Genomic DNA, 16,200 nt, shown 5'->3' with positions numbered 1-16,200 from the left:
GTTTATTTTCGGCTAAGTTATAAACTTAGACAGGAAAATAAATTTACTTTTACCCGCAAATTGCCTCCAATGAAGCTCACCTATTTCGTCAAAGACCTGCCGCTGAAGCACACGTTTACCATCGCCCACCAAAGCCGTGATGTTCAAGATACTGTCATCGTGAAACTGGAAGACGGGAAATTTTTTGGACTCGGGGAGACGACCACCAATCCTTTCTACGGCATGACCGCGGAGAACATCACCGAGCGCCTTGAGGCGAGTAGGGATTTGGTAGAAAATGGCGCCTGGCAAAGTCCCGAACAACTTTGGGAAATGGGGAAGAATATTTTTGAAAGCAATCCCTTTGCCCAATGCGCCTTGGATATGGCTGCTTGGGATATATTTACCAAGAAGCGGGGCAAAAAACTATATGAGTACCTCCGACTTGACCCCTCCAATATTCCTGTCACCAATTACACGATCGGAATCGATACGGTTGAGAAAATGGTAGCCAAAATGAAGGAAGTGGACTGGCCGCTTTACAAGATTAAATTGGGTACAGACCATGATTTGGAGATCATTCGGGAACTGAGAAAACACACCGACGCTGTATTTCGAATCGATGCAAACTGTGCCTGGACTGCTGAACAGGCCATTCGGAATTCGGAAGAACTGGCCAAATTGGGTGTGGAATTTATGGAACAGCCGCTTGGCAAGGATGATTTGGCTGGGATGAAAGAGGTATATAGATACTCCAAGCTCCCAGTGATGGCGGACGAAAGCTGTATCGTGGAATCAGACGTCGCCAAATGCCAGGGACTATTTCATGGAATCAATATCAAACTCGTCAAAGCGGGGGGTATAACGCCTGCCCTCAGGATGATCCACCATGCCAAAAGCTTGGGAATGAAGACGATGGTGGGCTGTATGACGGAGTCTTCGGTTGGGATCAGTGCGATTGCCCATATTGCCCCGTTGTTGGATTATGTCGATATGGACGGGGCGATGTTGCTTGCTAAGGACATTGCCGCGGGGGTTAGCATCAGTCCCGAAAAAGTCACCTTCCCTGATAGGGATGGCATAGGCGCGGTATTGCTTTTTTGAAATCAAACCCGATCATTGCCCTGACTCGCTTTCGGTGGGACAAGCAGGCCAGCCAATGATTCTAATTCGCTATCCTATTTGATTTCCTTCTCCAGTAATGCCAAAATCCTATTCGCCTCCTCGATTGTTGCATTGACAAGCGGTGCCGTGGACAATGTGATTTCCGTCAATCTTTCCGCGTCTCCAGCCGCTTGGACAAGGCCCTGAAAATCCAGGTTCAATCCCACGCCCTTGAGTGCGTGTCCAGTTTGCTTCACGCCTTTGAGGTCGCCTTGATCAAAGTGATGTTGCAGTGCGGATTTGAGTTTTGAAATGTTGGAGATACTTACTTCCACCAATTCCCTGAAAAATTCCGGATCTGATTTTTTATACTCGTCAAATTTTGAGGAAATCGCTTCTCCTTGTTCCTCTATCGGCTGCGATCCGAGATATTTCTCGATCATCCCCGCAATATCCGATACCAAAACAGGCTTGCTCAGATAGTCGTCCATGCCTGCCTCGATACAACGATCATATTCCCCTTTGACAGTACCGGCAGTTAGTGCCACGATTGGTGTATGTCGGTCTTGTTCTAGAACTCTGATTTGTTTGGTTGCCTCATAGCCGCTCACCTCAGGCATTTGGATATCCATAAAGATGATATCAGGAACCTCCCTTTTGTATTGGGTAACGGCTTCTGCACCATTGTAAGCTTCGGAGATTTCGCTGGAAGGAAGGAGTTTTTTGACAATGGACTTCGCCAACAGCATATTGACTGGGTTGTCATCTACCAACAATACCTTGTAAGTGCCCTTTGACGCCGGCGTTTCCTTTTCTTCCCGTTCCACGATAATCGCCGGTGAAACTTCTAAAGTCGGTTCCTCTATTTGCTCCGCAAACGGTAATTCCAACGTGAAAAAGAAAGTACTACCTTGTCCAACTTCGGTCTCAAGTTCCAGCTTGCTTTTCATCAATTCGAGCAATTTGCTGCAGATTGTGAGCCCAAGCCCAGTGCCTCCGTATTTTCGGGTAGTTGAAGTATCTTCCTGAGCAAAAGCCTCGAAGATAGTTTGTTGTTTTTCCTTGGAAATACCGATTCCAGTATCTATCACTGAGAAGATCAATGCCTTTTTGGTTGCACTGGAGCGTAGATTGTCTACGGAAATTTCCATCGCAATTTTGCCTTCGTGTGTGAATTTTCCGGCATTGCTGAGCAGGTTGATCAGGATTTGTTTGATTCTCGTCAGGTCGCCCTGTACAAATTTTGGCACATCGGTATTTACATTGAGCTGAAGTTGAAGTTTCTTTTCGTCGACAACAGGCTGAATAATTTTCAAGGTTTCGGCGGCCACGTCCCGGACATTGAACCATTCTTGGCTAAGTTCCAGTTTGCCGGCTTCAATTTTGGAGAAATCCAGAATGTCATTGATCAAGCCCAACAATAGGTTGCCGGATTGGATGATGGATTTCAGGTATCCTTTTTGGTTATCCTCCAAGTTTGTTTTCATCAACAGGTCCGAGAAACCTATCACACCGTTGAGCGGGGTTCTGATTTCGTGGCTCATGTTGGCAAGAAATTCTGATTTCGCCACACTTGCCTCTTTTGCTTGTTCCATGGAGAAGATCAAGTTCTTCTCCATGTTTTTCCGCTCTATTGCATTTGAAATACTGTCCGCAAAAGAGATAAGCAATGCGGTTTCGGCATCGCTCCAATGCCTTTCATTGGTGCAGTCATCAAATCCTACAAATCCCCAGAAATGGTCTTCTACATAAATTGGAATCAAAAGGACTGAAAGGATATCTTGGCTTTGAAACAATTCTTTCAGCTCCGGATCCTCGTCCATTTGGGATACGATACCGTGAAATGAATTATTCTGAAGGAAGTTTTCGGCAGCCCTTCCAAACATCCCGATGGGAAGGTCCTTAAGGTTTGGATTATCAATTTCTGGCGGTACTCCCAATGCGCTCCATTCAAATCTTTGGGAACTTAGGATATTCTCGTTTTCATCAATTCGGTTTTCGAATAAATAAGCCCGATCTGCGCCGGCACCATCGCCAATCAAGGTAATTGCCTTTTGTGTGGCAATTTCAAAGTCTTGGTTGGAAAGGAGCTCCTTCGTTGCAAAGGCGATCGATGTCAACATCTTTTCCTTTCGCAGCAGGTCTTGATTGACGTGCTGCATTTTTTCCTCATTGGCCTTAATGAGGACTTCCGTGGCCTTTTGTTCGGAGATATCCCTTATAATCAGATACTGGAAATTGTCTCCATCGGGATGTTCACCGTTTATTGTTCGGAGATAGACGACGTATGACTTTTCGGAGATCTTGTCCTCGATTTCGATGGTGGCTTTGGTTCCGTTTACCAAGTCCGACAGGTCATCCTGGAACTTTGCCAAATCGGACTTATTGGAGGGGCTTTGGATACCTGTGTCCTGGAAGAATTTTTTTGCTGTCAGATTGAGGGCAACCACATCACCCAGTCGGTCGAAAATGATGATCCCGTCAGAGATATTCTCAAAAATTGTCTTGAACGCGATAGGATTAGTCCTGAACAGACGATACTTGTAAAGTGCCCAAAAGAGCACAATTGCGCTGACTGCCAAAAAGAAAGGAACTGGATCGAGCCCAAAGGGATAATTTCCAAATACTACGAGAATATAGGCCAGCCAAGGGATCAATGTGCCAAAAAGCATGATCAATACTTGACCTTTGTAAAGGTCGGGGACCGAAAAAAGCATCCTGACCAACAGGATATTGGCAGCTATGATGAGGAGTGAGTTGTATGAGGCATAGAGCCAGTGGAATATTCCTTTCTCCAACTCCACGGCCAAAAAGTAGCCGTTGTTCTGAGCCGAGACACTCCCATAAAACAGTCCATGCGATTCGTTTGTCAATACCATTGCCAAGAAAAAGGCAGAACAAGCAAAAAGAAGCCGCTCGAGAAATTTGTTGATGAGTTGCGTTTGGTCCGAGTACCTAAGTACAAATAGGAATAGAAATGGCGCGACAAATACCCCGCCGATGAATTCCAAGTAATAAAATAGCCTAATTGTGTCAGCATTGACCCCCAGGAGCTCAATGGCATAAAAAAACGAATAAAGGAAACAGCTGAGCATCAGCAGCGAAAAATATCGATCGTCTAACTTGAAGTCCTTCGAAAACGAAATTCTCAAAAGAAACAGAAAAACGAGGGCAGTGAAAAATATTGGTATTGAAAATGGATTAAAGTAAAACTGAAGGTTCATAGAAGGCGGTTCCTAGGGATTCAATGCTAGTTTCTGGGTAAGTTCGATTAAGCAAAGTAAAAATAAAATATTTATGTACGGAATAAAAAATTTTATTGGGGTAAATTATTAAAAATCAAAATACTATCTCCGTCGAAGGCTGTTTTGGACGGCTGACAAACGCATATTGTTTCGTTTATTTGCTTAGATCGCTAGGTGAAAATCCTACAACCGCGTCAATCAATTCACATCTATTTTTCTCATAGTAGTGAGCGTGGGATTCCCAGACAAATTTTGGTCCAATGATCCTTATTTTTCTCTGTCAAAAAGTCTCGAATCGTGGGGGTTTTCGCTGAAAAGCAGACAAAAATTCCGAAAAATATGCTTGGTTGGAATTTTGCCGATAGGTGTCAAAACGAGACTAAGAGAAAAACCAAAACCAACTAACAACATGGACTTCAATCAATTTACAGTAAAATCCCAAGAGGCGATCCAAAAGGCCGCGGAATTGGCGATGGCCCAACAGCAACAGGCCATAGAACCCGCCCATTTGCTAAAGGGGATATTCTCTGAGGACGAAAACGTGATCGGGTTTATTTTCAAAAAACTCGGGGTCAACAAGGCCTTCGTCGAACAAAAGACGGACGAAATCATCAGGAGCTACCCGAAAGTGACAGGGCAGCAGCCTTACCTTTCCAATGCGGCAAACCAAGTTCTTGCTAAAGCCAAAGACTACCTAAAGACATTTGGAGATGAGTTCGTCGCCATTGAGCATTTGTTTTTAGCAATTTTGGCGGGGTCGGACAGGATTTCGCAACTGTTGAAAGATCAGGGGATTTCTGAAAAGCCGCTGACCGAAGCTATCAAAGAACTTAGAAAAGGAAACAAAGTGACAGATCAAAACGCAGAATCCAAATACAGAGCCTTGGAGAAATATTCCAAGAACCTCAATGAACTCGCCAAGAAAGGAAAAATTGACCCCGTTATTGGCCGTGATGAAGAAATCAGGCGGGTCTTGCAGATTTTGGCAAGAAGGACAAAAAACAACCCCATCCTTTTGGGTGAGCCGGGTGTCGGTAAGACAGCCATCGTGGAAGGACTTGCCCAAAGAATCGTAAGCGGTGATGTGCCCGAAAACCTCAAATCCAAGACACTTATCTCTTTGGATATGGGTTTGCTCGTTGCCGGCGCCAAGTACAAAGGGGAGTTTGAGGAAAGGTTGAAAGCCGTGATCAAAGAAGTGACCGATTCGGATGGAGAAATTATCCTCTTCATCGACGAGATCCATACGCTTATCGGTGCCGGCGGAGGCGGCGAAGGAGCTATGGACGCTGCCAACCTGCTTAAGCCTGCATTGGCTCGCGGGGAATTGCACGCGATCGGCGCCACTACATTGAAGGAGTATCAAAAGTACATTGAGAAAGACAAAGCCCTTGAGCGAAGGTTCCAAGCCGTCATGGTCGATGAGCCTGATGCTGCGGATGCCATTTCGATACTCAGGGGTATTAAGGACAAATATGAGCTGCACCACGGTGTGCGAATCAAGGATGATGCCGTCATCGCAGCTGTTGAACTTTCCCAACGGTATATATCCGACCGTTTTCTTCCAGACAAAGCCATCGACTTGATGGACGAGGCTGCTGCCAAGCTTCGGATGGAAATCGACTCACTTCCTCAGGAATTGGACGAATTGAACCGTCGCATCATGCAGCTTGAAATCGAGCGGGAAGCTATCCGCAGGGAAAATAACAAAGACAAGGAAGCTGTCCTGAGCAAAGAAATTGCGGAACTTTCCGAGAAAAGACAAAGTGTAAAAGCCAAGTGGGAAAGCGAGAAAGCAGTGATCACCGGAATCAGAACGGAGAAAGAACACATTGACAAGCTGAAACTCGAAGCCGAGCAGGCCGAGCGTGCCGGGGATTTTGGCAAAGTCGCCGAAATCCGATACGGAAAGATCGTCGAAGCTGAGAAAAAGCTTGAAGGCTACAAGGCCCAATTGGAAGAAATGCAGCAAGGCTCACCGCTACTAAAAGAAGAAGTGGACAATGAGGACATCGCCTCAGTAGTTTCCAAATGGACCGGAATTCCGCTATCTAAAATGATCCAAAGTGAGCGTGAAAAATTGCTCCACTTGGAAGATGAGTTGGGAAGACGTGTGGCAGGTCAACGGGAAGCAATAGCGGCGCTTTCGGATGCAGTGCGCCGAAGCAGGGCCGGGCTGCAGGATCCCAGAAGGCCAATTGGATCATTTATCTTCATGGGTACGACCGGTGTTGGTAAGACTGAGCTTGCAAAAGCCCTAGCCGAATATCTCTTCAACGACGAAAATGCGATGGTAAGGATAGACATGTCTGAATATCAAGAAAGACATGCCGTGAGTAGATTGGTGGGAGCGCCTCCCGGATACGTGGGATACGATGAGGGCGGGCAATTGACCGAGGCGGTCAGGAGGAAGCCTTATTCTGTGGTGCTTTTGGATGAAATCGAGAAAGCCCACCCTGATGTCTTCAACATCCTTTTGCAGGTATTGGATGATGGAAGGCTCACGGACAACAAGGGTCGCGTCGCCAATTTCAAAAACACGATCATCATCCTCACGACCAATATCGGTTCACATCTTATCCAAGAGCGGTTTGCCGAAATGGAAGAATGGAACAAGGAAGAGATCATGGAAAAGACAAAAACAGAAGTCTATGAACTGCTCAAAAAATCCGTGAGGCCTGAGTTCCTCAACCGTATCGATGAGACCATCATGTTTGAGCCACTCAACCAAAAAGTGATCCGTCAAATCGTCGATATCCAATGGAAGGAAATCCAAAAACGGCTTGCCGAGTCCAATATCGAGATTGAAGCAACCCAGGAGGTTCTGGATTACCTGGGTAGAGTCGGTTTCGATCCGACATTTGGAGCGCGTCCGCTGAAACGCACCATCCAACGACTCATTCTCAACGAGCTATCCAAGCAAATCTTGGCAGGCTACATCAAAAACGACTCAGCTGTTTTGGTCGAGTTGGATGCAGACAATCAGGTCTATTTCCGAAACGTAGAGGCCGTGGAGGTCTAACACAGCGTGTCGATTAAGATCGAAATCCCGTGAGATAGCTCTCGGGATTTTTTTATTTCACTCAAAGGTGTCAAACCAAATCCTTCATCGTCACCAAGGGCACATCATTCCGTGCCAAGTTGACCAAAGGCTTAATTGGTTCGGCGTATTCGAACCCATTCTCAGTCAGGGGCCAAAGCAGAGGGGCCAAATTTTGTACGGCAGCTTTGCAGCCCTGGACGATCGCCGCCATTTTTCCTGTTTGCTTGGATAGCTTGGCCTCGTTCTCGATTTCAAAAGGCCCCGAAAAGCCCTTTTCATGCAGCGTTTGGACAAACGCCCTCCAATCCATGCTGTCCCCGAGACCAAATCCTGGGAGTGTCGCCTCGTAGTGGTGGCGATCCCAAGGGTTGGTGCTAACAGGGATTCCAGCTTTTTTCGCCCAGTCTTCCCGTACCCGCTGCATCGGGTACATATTTCCCCAAAAAGGATCCGATATGTTTCTGGTAGACTTGACATGGATGCGCTTCAGGCGCGTCATATCTGTGTGTCGGATGACTTCGATCGGGTCGGTATTTTGCCAAATGTCGTGGGAAGGGTCATAGATTTCCCCATGGTTTGGACTGGGGACCAGTTCGTACATGATCTTTCTGGCTGCCAATACACCTGGTAGATTATTAAAGGTTGTCGTATACCCAGACGAGCGCCATCCTTCCATTGGGCAGTTTTCGTACAATATACTCACGCCGAGGTCCTCGGCGTATTTGATGATGGGGGCAAATACCCTTCGGAATTCCTCAAGGTTTTTTTCAAAGCCACTTTCTTGGATTCCCAGTTCATGGTTATAGCCCACGAAGGAGCCCACTTTGACATCATTTTCATCGCCACCGAGTAAGTATGCCATTCGGATGAGGCGCAAAAGATGGTTTTGGTTTTTCACCCGCTGCGCCGGGTCTCCCCCGATGAGGTTTTCAAAAGCGCCGATCGACAAGCGTAATCCTGCACTATTGAATTTGTCCACAATTCGCTTGGCATCATCCGGTCCAAATACCTCATAATCGAGATGGGTGGCCACAAAATCATCCCTTGTCCCATCCCGTCTAAACACGCACAGATCCAGTCCCTGCACGCCAATTTCTTTGGCCTTTGAAATGGTTTGATCCAAATTGAGTTGGTCAAAAGCGGAAGTCATGATCCAGATTTGGTTGTGCATAGCGGTGAAATTTGATTGGTCGAAAGATAGAAATCCATCCAATTTTTAAAAAGCTATTCGGCAAAACCTACCAGCCATTCGTCAAAAGCACCAAACAATCAGCCCGATATTTGATTATTTTTACGGCAAATTCGTAACCATTCATGAAGACTTTCAAAAACATTTATCTGGGATTAGCTGCCGCTTCGTTTGCGGCATTGGTTTCCTGCGCCGAAAAGGAAGAAAGTACACAAGTTGTAGCCCCAGATCCATTTGCTGTCCAAACAGAGAAATTCAAGCTCAAAATTGATACGCTTTACACAGAGTTTATCAACCCTTGGGGAATGACATGGCTACCTGACGGCACCATGCTCGTTACTGAGAGAAAAGGAGAAATCCTCGTTTTCAAGGATGACAAATTCACGGGAAACAAGCTCAGTGGAGTGCCTGCCGTCAGTGAGGTCAACCAAGCAGGTCTTTTGGATATTGCGGTGCATCCAAAATATGCCGAAAATGGCTGGATTTACCTTTCCTACGCCAGAAAGGCAGACAAGGGCGAAGTCTTGGTGATCTCTAGGGCCAAACTTTCCGGCAACGCGCTCACCGACCTGCAGGAGATTTTTGTCTGCAATCCAGAGTGGGAGGGAGGAAGACACTTCGGTTCGAGGATCGTTTTTGACAACGATGGATACCTCTACTTTTCCAACGGTGACAAAGGTTCCCGCCCGATGAACGCCCAAGAACTTAACAATGACCACGGCAAAATCCACCGAATCCACGACGATGGCCGTATCCCGGCTGACAACCCATTCGTCAATACACCCGGCGCTTCTCCTTCAATCTGGACTTATGGCAATAGAAACCCACAAGGCATGATCTATGATAAGGCCAACAACCGTATATGGGCCGTCGAACATGGTCCCAAAGGAGGGGATGAGTTGAATTTGATCGAAAAAGGAAAAAACTATGGTTGGCCGGTGATTTCATATGGGATCAATTATGACGGCTCAATTTTGACGGAATTGACAGAAAAAGAAGGAATGGAACAGCCGGTGACATATTGGGTTCCTTCGATCGCCACCTGCGGGATGGCTTTGGTGACTTCCGATGTATATCCCGAGTGGAAAGGCAATATCCTCGTGGCAGGTCTTGCCGGAATGCAGATCGCCCGCGTGGAATTGGAGGGTACGAAGTATAAATCCCAAGAAACCCTGCTCAAGGATATCGGACGGGTACGCCAAGTGTCCGAAAGTCCAGACGGGTACATTTATGCCATCACGGAGGCGACCAGTCTTTTGGTCAAGTTGGTGCCGCAGCGATAAAATCCGATTGTACGTCTAAGCCCGATCGTTTTGGTCGGGCTTTTTTTAGCGGTTTGTGAATATATCCCGATCACAAAGGGTCTAAGTATTTTTTCGGAAAGACCGAATGGGCTATGCTCAAGCTTTAAAGGATCAGTCGGATTTTCTTAGATTTGCCTTCGTAATTTGAGCCGTATGCTGCAATCACTCCGAATTTCCAACTATGCCCTGATTCAGTCCCTGGAGATGCAACCCAATAGTGCGCTCAATACAATTACGGGAGAAACAGGAGCCGGGAAATCGATCATGCTTGGGGCTGTGGGTTTGCTTTTAGGAAATCGGGCTGATACCAAGGCCTTGCTCGACGAGGAAAAAAAATGCGTGGTAGAGGGGAGTTTCCAAATCGGCACCTACGGTTTGGAGGATTTTTTCAAGGCGAATGACCTGGATTTTGATTCGGAATGCATCATCAGAAGGGAGATTAGCCCCAATGGAAAGTCGCGGGCTTTTGTCAACGATACGCCCGTCGGACTTGATATACTTCGGGAATTGGGGCTCTTTCTGATGGATATCCATTCTCAGCACGACAATCTCCGACTGGGCGATGGAGCTTATCAATTGGGTTTGGTGGATGTTTTTACCCAAAGCAAAACTGAGTTTGAAGCCTATCAAGAAGCTTTCGGGATCTATCAAAAAACCGCAAAGGCCTTAGAAAAGCTCACGCATGAAGCGGCTGAGATGAAGAAGGAAGCCGACTTCAATAAGTTTCAACTGGAGGAATTGTCGGCACTGCAACTTCAGGCCGGGGAACAGGAAAGTCTGGAATCCGATCAGGAACTCTTGGAAAATGCCGAGGAGATCAAATCCAAAATCCAGGAGATATTGGGTCAACTTCAAGACGATCAGTTTGGAGCACTGCGATTGCTTTCCATGGCGAATCAGGGCCTACAGCAACTGACGCGCTATGCCCACAAGTTCCAAGCATATTCCGAGCGGTTCCAAAGTATGGTAATCGAACTGAAGGACATCGCCGCAAGCTTGGAGGATGAGGATGCGGGACTGGAGGTGGATTTTGAGAAATTGGAAATCATCCGTCAGCGCTTGAGCAATATCTATCATTTGCAGCAAAAGCATGGTTTGGATTCCGTAGAAAAGTTGATTGAACTTGAAAAGGAATTGGCCGACAAGGTATTCCAAGTCGAAAATCTGGACGAATCCCTGGAGAAGCTTAGGATTGAAAAAACCAAGGCCGAGAAAGAAATGCTTGTACAAGCAAAAGCCCTAACTGAAAAGCGCAAGTCGGGATTCAGTCCATTTGCGAGCCAACTCCAAAGGCTCCTGCAGCAATTGGGGATGGAAGATGCCCGGGTGGAATTTATCCATCAGGGGATTGCTCCTTCAAAAAACGGAGTAGATCAGATCGAGATACTTTTCTCCGCCAACAAAGGAATCAAACCCCAAGCACTCAAGCAGGTCGCATCGGGAGGGGAGTTTTCGAGGTTGATTTTTGCAATCAAATATATTATGGCGGACAAAATGGCCCTTCCGACATTGATTTTTGACGAAATAGATACAGGTGTTTCCGGTGAGGTTGCGCTGCAAATGGTCAGGATGATGAAGGAAATCTCCAAAAAGCACCAGGTAATTTGCATCAGCCATTTGCCACAGGTCGCTGCCAAAGGCGATCAGCATTACTTTGTGTACAAAGACAATAGCTCAGATAAAACCATCAGTAAAATACGACTTTTGGGCAAGGAAGAAAGGATCACCGAAATCGCCAAAATGATCGCCGGGGCCAATCCATCGGCAAGCGCATTTGAAAGTGCCAAGGAATTGCTGGCCAACTAAAATCGGCCAAACAAGCTGGGCGGTAACGAAACGCCCTCGCGGATAGCAAGCCCATTTCTTAATTTTTTGATTAATTTTGGGCTTTGACAATTCAACCAACCAAAAAAGACATATGGCTGAGAATCTATTGAAAGGGAAACTGGGCATCATCACGGGTGCATTGGACGAAAACTCCATTGCCTGGAAGGCGGCATTGAAAGCCCACGAGCAAGGCGCAAAGTTTGTGTTGACAAATGCGCCAATTGCCATGCGCATGGGTGCGATCAAGGAACTGGCGGACCATTGCAAGACGATCGTAATTCCCGCTGATGCTACTTCCTTGGAAGATATCGAAAAGCTGTATGCAGAATCGAAAGAATACCTTGGAGGTAACTTTGACTTTTTGCTCCACTCTATCGGGATGTCCCCCAATATCCGAAAAGGCCGTTCCTATGGAGACCTGAATTACGACTGGATGAATAAGTCTTATGACGTGTCAGCCATTTCCTTCCATAAGATGATGCACGTAGCTGAGAAAATGGATGTCCTCAACGAGTGGAGCTCCATCGTTGGTCTCTCCTATATCGCTGCACAAAGGGTTTATCCATTCTATACTGACATGGCGGATGCCAAGGCGCTTTTGGAAAGCATCGCGCGTGGCTATGGCTACCGACTTGGAAAGATGAAAAAAGTCCGTGTCAATACCATTTCCCAATCTCCGACTAAAACAACTGCTGGAACAGGGATCGGTGGATTTGACGCGTTTTTCAATTTTGCGGATAAAATGTCCCCACTTGGCAATGCCTCCGCAGAAGCATGCGCGGACTATATCATCACGCTGTTTTCAGACCTTACAAGATTTGTCACCATGCAAAATCTCTTCCATGACGGTGGGTATTCGACGACGGGTATTTCCGAGGAATTGATGGAGCAGTTCAAGGATTTGTGAAATAACGGATTTGCGGTGACCACAAATCACCGTCATCCTTCATTTAGGGCTTCGGCCCTTTCTTTTTGGCTATATGTTTCTGAAAACCACATTTTCCAAAACCAATCCATGCGCTGGGGCTTGGATGGCGATGGCGCCGCTGCCTTGTCCGGAAAGTGCTTCCTCAAATTCAGCCAAACTCAGTTTCCCCAATCCCAAGTCAATCAAGGCCCCAACCATGATTCTAACCTGGTAACGTAGAAATCCCTTTCCTTTGAACTCCATCGTATAACTCTGTTCGGGAATGTAGCCAAGGCCTGCTTGCGGATGTCGGGAAAAGGAGGTTTCCAAGATCGTCCTCACATAATTGTCGGTAATCTTATCTACGGAGCAAAATCGCCTAAAATCATGCATTCCCTTCAATAAAGCGAGGCCTTCCTGCATTAACTCAATATCCGGATTGCCAGCAAAGTAACTGAGATATCCCCCTGCGAACGGATGGAATTTTTCCCCGAATGCTAAGTTGTACCGGTACTCCTTCCATGCCACGTCGTGGATGATATTGAAGTCCTTCCCAACTTCCCGCACTTCCAATAACCGGATATCTGTGGGCAAATACTGGTTGACCTGATAGCAGATAGTGCCTAACTCAATCGGTACTGGAGAAAACAACTCAAATGCAGCCCGATTCGCCGAAACTCCTGCATCTGTTCTGCCAGCTCCGAGTATCTTGAATCGCTCCTCGCCCAAAGAATGACGGAATGTTCGCTCCAAAGTCCCTTGGATGGTGCGGACACCTTCCTGTTTTTGCCAGCCAGCGTAGCGCAAGCCGAGGTATTGTACATGGAAGAGGTAAGTATACCAATTGCTTTGCATATCGATTTGGTTGAAAAAAAAGAATCCTGTCAAGGAACGCTTGGCAGGATTCGAATTTCGGTGAAATTGCTATCAGAGGTTTGCAGCCAGCCAATCCCCAACCTCAGAGGTTTTATAAGCTTTTCCTCCTTCAGCGATATCTTCTGTCACAATCCCTGCGGCCAAGGATTTGTTGACCACATCGGTGATGGCCTGCGCTTCTGCCTTGAGTCCGAAAGCATAGTCAAACATCATCGCTGCGGAAAGCACCGTAGCCAATGGATTGGCAATGTCCTTGCCAGCAGCCTGTGGATAGGAGCCGTGGATAGGTTCAAAGAGCTTGTTGTCCGTGCCCACCGAAGCCGAAGGCATCAGTCCCATTGATCCAGAAATGACTGAGGCTTCGTCGGTCAGGATATCGCCAAACAGGTTTTCCGTAATCAACACGTCATAAGCCTTTGGCCATTGGATCAGCCGCATGGCTACGGCATCCACAAACTCGTATTCGACCTTTACATCTGGATATTCTGGGGCAAGTTCCTGGACCGTTTCCCTCCAAAGTCTGGAAGTAGCCAATACATTTGCTTTATCTACACAGGTCAAGAGTTTTCGCCTCCTCTGCGCGGCTTCGAATCCCATCCTTGCAAGGCGTGTGATTTCCTCTTTGGTATATACATTGGTATCAAAAGCCTTGGTGCCTTGTTCATTTCTACCCCTTGGTTCACCGAAATAGATACCTCCAGTCAATTCCCTGAAGAAAACAAAATCCACCCCTTCGACACGCTCCAGTTTCAGCGGAGACTTATGGATGAGCGAAGGAAAAGTAAAAGTAGGCCTGACGTTGGCAAATAGTCCAAGCTTCTGCCGCATTCTCAGAAGGCCCTGTTCTGGTCTCACTTTGGCTTTGGGGTTGTTATCGTATTTCGGATCGCCGATGGCGCCGAAAAGCACCGCATCAGCCCTGAGGCACACTTCATGGGTACTTTCAGGATATGGATCACCCACCAAATCAATCGCGGTCGCCCCGACTGGAGCTTCCTCAAACTTGATTTTATGGCCAAACTTGGCTCCAACTGCTTTGACTACCTTTACTGCTTGGGCGATTACCTCCGGACCGATACCGTCACCTGGTAACAGCGCTATATTCATTTCCATAAAAACTGTTGTTGTCTTGTTCAATTATTTCTGGCCTCGCTTTGAAAGGCCCAGATTTTCCTTTGTCGAGTTGTTCGATGATGTTGAGCATTTTTTCGGTGGCCTTCAGGGCCGCTACCGTTTGGTCACTGTCCAAGCCTTTGGTCTTGAATATCCGTCCATAGTCCCAGGTGATGACTGTTTCCACGAAGGCATCGGTTTTTCCACCCGGTGGAATGGTCACGTGGTAGTTTGTTAATATCGGAAGTTCCCGGTCGAGAGATTTATAGATCTTCTTCAGGGCTTTCATAAATGCATCATACTGTCCATCGCCTGATGAACCCTCCTCGTAGCTTTGGCCATCGATATTCATCTTGAGTTGAACGGTGGGCCTTAGTCCTTTGGAATGGCTCAGGTTATATCCTTCGATATAGATGTTGTGGGTAATGGAGTTGTTTTGCAACACATCGGAAATGATGTAGGGCAAGTCTTCCGTGGTAACCCGCTCTTTTTTATCCCCCAACTCAATGATCTTTTGGGTCACCTTAGCGAGCTCTTCGGGTTCAAGTGAGATCCCAAGTTCTTGGAGATTTTTGAGGATATTGGCTTTGCCTGAGGTTTTCCCCAAGGCATATTTCCGCTGTCTGCCAAACCGCTCGGGCATCAGGTCGTTGAAATACAGGTTTTTCTTATTGTCCCCGTCCGCATGGATGCCAGCGGTTTGGGTAAAGACATTTTCACCAACTACAGGTTTGTTGGCTGGGATATGCTGTCCCGAAAACTGCTCCACCAACTTGCTGACCCGGTAGATCTTGTTTTCCTTCACCCCGATTCTGAAATCCGTGAAATCCTTCAATACGGCGATGACTGACTCCAATGGTGCGTTTCCGGCCCTTTCTCCTAAGCCATTCACAGTCGTGTGGATGCCTCCAATGCCGTTGTAGATTGCTTCCAACACATTGGCGACTGACAAATCGTAGTCATTGTGTGCATGGAAGTCAAAATGGGTATCTGGGAATTCGGAGGTGATCAGCTTCACGAAATGTGCCACCTCACGGGGATTCAGAAGCCCCAAGGTATCCGGCAGCATAATCCTGCGGACACGTAGTTGTGCCAGCATCTCGATCAGGTTCATGGTGTATTCGAGGGAATTGCGCATGCCGTTGGACCAGTCTTCGAGATAGACATTGACACTTAGTCCCTTGGAGCGGGCATAGGCCACGCATTTTTGGATATCCGCAAAATGTTGTTCCTGGGTTTTCCGCAATTGGTGGATGAGGTGGTTGAGCGAGCCTTTCGTCAAAAGATTTAATACACGTCCTCCTGCCTCCACAATCCAATCGACAGAAGCAGGCGTGTCCACAAAACCCAACACTTCGACTTTTTCCAAATAGCCTTTCTCTGAAGCCCACTGGGTGATGCGCTTCACGCCTTCCATTTCTCCCTCGGAAACCCGAGCCGATGCCACCTCAATGCGGTCCACCTTTAGCTCGTCCAGCAGGAGCTTTGCAATTTGAAGCTTTTCCAAAGGCATAAAGGAAACCCCCGAGGTCTGTTCTCCATCCCTCAGGGTCGTGTCCATGATTTCTATTTTCCTATGGTTGCCCATTAGATCGGTTGGTAAAGAGAAAGTT

At 47.0% G+C, this 16,200-nt stretch carries 10 protein-coding genes; 5 read left to right on the top strand and 5 right to left on the bottom strand.

What is annotated here, in order from left to right; genetic code table 11:
- Positions 1–69: 69 nt before the first annotated feature.
- Positions 70–1,083 (top strand): dipeptide epimerase, encoded by a 1,014-nt coding sequence (locus tag C943_RS03705; RefSeq protein ID WP_008624376.1) that lies wholly within the window; start codon positions 70–72, stop codon positions 1,081–1,083.
- A gap of 74 nt (positions 1,084–1,157) precedes the next feature.
- On the opposite strand, the gene C943_RS03700 is transcribed toward C943_RS03705, so the two are convergent.
- The gene (locus C943_RS03700; RefSeq protein ID WP_008624374.1) at positions 1,158–4,307 is read right to left on the bottom strand and encodes a histidine kinase N-terminal 7TM domain-containing protein; all 3,150 of its coding nucleotides are present in this window, start codon (positions 4,305–4,307) and stop codon (positions 1,158–1,160) included.
- Positions 4,308–4,737: 430 nt separating this feature from the next.
- Between C943_RS03700 and clpB the strand changes: the two genes are divergently transcribed.
- On the top strand, positions 4,738–7,350 hold the full coding sequence (clpB, locus tag C943_RS03695) for an ATP-dependent chaperone ClpB (protein ID WP_008624370.1): 2,613 nt from the start codon (positions 4,738–4,740) through the stop codon (positions 7,348–7,350).
- A gap of 70 nt (positions 7,351–7,420) precedes the next feature.
- Here clpB and C943_RS03690 read toward each other — a convergent pair whose 3' ends face one another.
- A complete protein-coding gene (locus C943_RS03690) occupies positions 7,421–8,542 on the bottom strand; it encodes a sugar phosphate isomerase/epimerase family protein (protein WP_008624368.1) in 1,122 nt (373 codons plus the stop codon).
- A gap of 143 nt (positions 8,543–8,685) precedes the next feature.
- Here C943_RS03690 and C943_RS03685 point away from each other — a divergent pair, with 143 nt between their 5' ends.
- The 3 genes from C943_RS03685 (at position 8,686) to C943_RS03675 (ending at position 12,598) form a co-directional block, all read left to right on the top strand.
- A complete protein-coding gene (locus C943_RS03685; protein ID WP_008624363.1) occupies positions 8,686–9,843 on the top strand; it encodes a PQQ-dependent sugar dehydrogenase in 1,158 nt (385 codons plus the stop codon).
- Positions 9,844–10,017: 174 nt separating this feature from the next.
- On the top strand, positions 10,018–11,670 hold the full coding sequence (gene recN, locus C943_RS03680; RefSeq protein ID WP_008624361.1) for a DNA repair protein RecN: 1,653 nt from the start codon (positions 10,018–10,020) through the stop codon (positions 11,668–11,670).
- Between the two features lie 112 nt (positions 11,671–11,782).
- Positions 11,783–12,598: an enoyl-ACP reductase FabI gene (locus C943_RS03675; RefSeq protein WP_008624359.1), complete on the top strand. Its 816-nt coding sequence runs from the start codon at positions 11,783–11,785 to the stop codon at positions 12,596–12,598.
- 69 nt (positions 12,599–12,667) lie between these two features.
- On the opposite strand, the gene truA is transcribed toward C943_RS03675, so the two are convergent.
- The 3 genes from truA to C943_RS03660 form a co-directional block, all read right to left on the bottom strand.
- On the bottom strand, positions 12,668–13,453 hold the full coding sequence (gene truA / locus C943_RS03670) for a tRNA pseudouridine(38-40) synthase TruA (protein ID WP_040478937.1): 786 nt from the start codon (positions 13,451–13,453) through the stop codon (positions 12,668–12,670).
- A gap of 72 nt (positions 13,454–13,525) precedes the next feature.
- Positions 13,526–14,587 carry a 3-isopropylmalate dehydrogenase gene (leuB, locus tag C943_RS03665; RefSeq protein ID WP_008624355.1) on the bottom strand — a complete coding sequence of 354 codons (1,062 nt, stop codon included), beginning with the start codon at positions 14,585–14,587 and terminating at the stop codon, positions 13,526–13,528.
- Positions 14,556–16,175 carry an alpha-isopropylmalate synthase regulatory domain-containing protein gene (locus C943_RS03660; protein ID WP_008624353.1) on the bottom strand — a complete coding sequence of 540 codons (1,620 nt, stop codon included), beginning with the start codon at positions 16,173–16,175 and terminating at the stop codon, positions 14,556–14,558. Before C943_RS03660 ends, leuB begins: the two co-directional genes overlap by 32 nt.
- Positions 16,176–16,200: the final 25 nt, after the last annotated feature.

The sequence above is a fragment of the Mariniradius saccharolyticus AK6 genome, assembly GCF_000330725.2.
Classification (GTDB): Bacteria; Bacteroidota; Bacteroidia; order Cytophagales; family Cyclobacteriaceae; genus Mariniradius; species Mariniradius saccharolyticus.
The sequence above is the reverse complement of the archived record's forward strand: the minus strand, read 5'-3'. Positions and strand labels throughout refer to the sequence as shown.

Bases quoted from the DNA above. Each gene is read 5' to 3' on its own strand.
- C943_RS03705 (WP_008624376.1), top strand. From the start codon at position 70: ATGAAGCTCACCTATTTCGTCAAAGACCTGCCGCTGAAGCACACGTTT.
- C943_RS03700 (WP_008624374.1), bottom strand. From the start codon at position 4,307: ATGAACCTTCAGTTTTACTTTAATCCATTTTCAATACCAATATTTTTC.
- clpB (WP_008624370.1), top strand. From the start codon at position 4,738: ATGGACTTCAATCAATTTACAGTAAAATCCCAAGAGGCGATCCAAAAG.
- C943_RS03690 (WP_008624368.1), bottom strand. From the start codon at position 8,542: ATGCACAACCAAATCTGGATCATGACTTCCGCTTTTGACCAACTCAAT.
- C943_RS03685 (WP_008624363.1), top strand. From the start codon at position 8,686: ATGAAGACTTTCAAAAACATTTATCTGGGATTAGCTGCCGCTTCGTTT.
- recN (WP_008624361.1), top strand. From the start codon at position 10,018: ATGCTGCAATCACTCCGAATTTCCAACTATGCCCTGATTCAGTCCCTG.
- C943_RS03675 (WP_008624359.1), top strand. From the start codon at position 11,783: ATGGCTGAGAATCTATTGAAAGGGAAACTGGGCATCATCACGGGTGCA.
- truA (WP_040478937.1), bottom strand. From the start codon at position 13,453: ATGCAAAGCAATTGGTATACTTACCTCTTCCATGTACAATACCTCGGC.
- leuB (WP_008624355.1), bottom strand. From the start codon at position 14,587: ATGGAAATGAATATAGCGCTGTTACCAGGTGACGGTATCGGTCCGGAG.
- C943_RS03660 (WP_008624353.1), bottom strand. From the start codon at position 16,175: ATGGGCAACCATAGGAAAATAGAAATCATGGACACGACCCTGAGGGAT.